The 2,538-nt window shown below is 43.4% G+C and carries 3 protein-coding genes and 1 pseudogene; 2 read left to right on the top strand and 2 right to left on the bottom strand.

Going from position 1 to position 2,538, the window contains the following annotated elements:
- The first annotated feature begins 308 nt into the window (after window positions 1-308).
- A complete protein-coding gene (locus ACNPAA_RS20745; protein ID WP_201940943.1) occupies window positions 309-1,025 on the top strand; it encodes a hypothetical protein in 717 nt (238 codons plus the stop codon).
- A gap of 3 nt (window positions 1,026-1,028) precedes the next feature.
- A complete protein-coding gene (locus ACNPAA_RS20740) occupies window positions 1,029-1,736 on the top strand; it encodes a hypothetical protein (RefSeq protein WP_417891983.1) in 708 nt (235 codons plus the stop codon).
- Between the two features lie 69 nt (window positions 1,737-1,805).
- Here ACNPAA_RS20740 and ACNPAA_RS20735 read toward each other — a convergent pair whose 3' ends face one another.
- Entirely contained in the window at window positions 1,806-2,111 is a 306-nt protein-coding gene (locus ACNPAA_RS20735) for a hypothetical protein (protein ID WP_232354301.1), read from the bottom strand.
- 68 nt (window positions 2,112-2,179) lie between these two features.
- Window positions 2,180-2,419: pseudogene (locus tag ACNPAA_RS20730) on the bottom strand (JAB domain-containing protein); the annotation flags it as partial.
- Window positions 2,420-2,538: the final 119 nt, after the last annotated feature.

Genomic DNA, 2,538 nt, shown 5'->3' with positions numbered 1-2,538 from the left:
TTGCATTGATAATAGTCATGGCTTCGGGCGTGTCGGTTTTTTTTTGCGATTAAATCAGATCACAAACGAAGCCTTTTTTCTATCTATTTCAATTGGTTGTAGCTAAAGATCCTGTACATGAAGCCTGCCATGGATCTGTGATAGCATGGCCTGGTCCTGAACTAGGGCTTCCCAAAGCGACCTACCCGCTACTCGCCAATGCTGATTGTGCTTTTAAAGGCAAAGGTGATGTCGTTGTGGGGCACGGGGGGATCAGTCTCCACGAGGTTATCGTTCCATTAATAATAGTTAATAGAAAACAATAGGTTATGGTTAAAACTCCCGGTTTCTGTCGCCATGTTGAAAAAGAGTGGCTTGAACAATCTCTTCGTTGGGTAGCAAACGGGGCTGAATATACACAACTTAATGACAATCTTGATAACTTTTTAAGCGCGTATATTTTTTCCAAAGAAAACCGCCGTAAAGCGCGGAATTTGCTCACCTCGGTGTGGAGTCAGCCAGTAGACCAATACACAAAGAGTTTTTTTGATAAAGGTATTGTATTACATAAAGAGGCTGAATCATTTTCCTTACCTATTCATTGGGGCATGTTAATTGCGAGAAAGCCGTTCTTTGCCGAAGTCGCTCGCTTTATTGGCCGACAATCAAGGCTAAATAATACTTTTACTTATGCCCAAGTGTTTCGGCGTATGAGTATGCTCTATGGTGAAACTGAAGCCACCAGCAGAGCATTAAGTGCCGTACTAAGAACCATAATGGAATTAGGCATATTAAAGCGAAATATGAGTCCGGCCTCTTACTCCATTGTTAATCAACGAGTCAGCATAAATAGTCATCTAGCAAATTGGCTGCTTGATGCTTTGCTCATTTCATCAAGCAAAGAGAGTATTGCTCTTGATGATGCCTTGAATGATCAGGCTCTCTTTCCCTTCCATCTTGATATTAACCTATCCAATCTTGATATGTCGGCATTTGAATGTCTGCAACAAGGAAACTCAATTGTAATTTTTAAAAAGGAATATTGAGTTATGAAACCAGCTATTGGATTTAATCGGCATTTAGAGATGGACTGGCTAGTTCAAACCGCATCTTGGTCAGCAAATGGGGTTCACGGCCAAGCATTAAAAAATAAAATTGATGTATTACTTGCGCCCAGCTTTGATAGCAAAGTTGCCCAAGATAAGACTAGAAACCTGCTCTTTGGAATTTGGGATTCAGAATCAAATTCCGTACCCAAAGCATTTCATGTCGATGCTTGTAGACTGCTTATTGAACACAGTGAGGTAAATATTGCGATTCATTGGGGAATGATGCTGGCTAAGTATCCATTTTTTTATAATGTTACGGCACAAATTGGAAAAATGGCTAAGCATGAAGGCTTATTTATCTACAAGCAGCTGGAGCAGCGTATAACCGAAGTCTATGGTGATACATCAACTATTAAGCGTTGTATTCAATTTGTTGTTAGGACATTGATCAATTTGGAGTTATTGTCTAATCCCAAGCAAGGTGTATATCAGTTACGAAAGCCCATTTCAATCGCTCATGATGATGTAAAGTCTTGGTTGGCGGAAGTGTCTGTGAGAGCAGAAGGAAACTCAAGCAAAAGTCTTTCTGCTATTAGTAATGATCCGGCATGGTTTCCTTTTTATATTAACTTCAATGAGAATTGCTTAACATCAAATTTTCGCCTAGATGTCCATCACCAGGCTAATGATGCGATTATTTTTATATAAGTGAAACGATTAATAGCAACATCTATTTAAAGTGGGCTATAAATAAACGCCGGATATTCCGGCGTTTATTTATAGCCAATGAGCGGGAAGCGTGATATCAAAAGACTTCGCTGCATAGCGTAGCATACTCAAAATTTCGCTGTGCCGGGCTTGATCAATAACATGCCCAGCTTTGCGCTGCTCCAACATCGTCTGTAGCTCCGGCAAATTGAACATGCCAAGACGATGGAAGTTGCCCCAGGTAGGCTCGCCAAATAGGTTATAGACCACCACGGTGCTATCTCGTTCACTGGCTAGGCGTTTTTCACCAAGGAGTTTGGTCAGCGCTTCTTCGGCTTCATCTTTGTCATCGTAGGTATTTAAGAGTTTCATCATCGGATTTTTTGGAGAAAATTAAAGTGCAGAGTCTAGCAAAAATGGTGACTGAACCACAGCGGGAGTGCTCAACCCAAGTACCCTCTCTCGGCTAGCGATACAATCCCCTCTGTGGCAACCACCAGATGATCCAGGAGCCGGATATCGACCAGCTCTAGGGCGGTCTGCAATCGGTGGGTTATTTCGATATCTGCCCGGCTGGGTTCCGGGTATCCCGACGGGTGGTTATGCACCAGCATCAGGGCAGCAGCATTAAGCGCCAACGCACGTTTCACTACTTCCCGTGGGTAGACGGAGGCACTGCTTAGGTATCTATTCACCAGGACGGGGTTGACGGCATCAGTTCTGCCGGGATGGGATAATCTGTCTTCTCGATGCACGCCCTGACCACGGCCCTCAACCACTCCTGTGGGCAGCGGCCCAATCG

The sequence above is a fragment of the Aeromonas sp. PS2Canimalfood6 genome (assembly GCF_048276795.1).
GTDB lineage: Bacteria > Pseudomonadota > Gammaproteobacteria > Enterobacterales > Aeromonadaceae > Aeromonas > Aeromonas caviae.
This window is presented reverse-complemented; position numbering and strand designations above follow the sequence as displayed.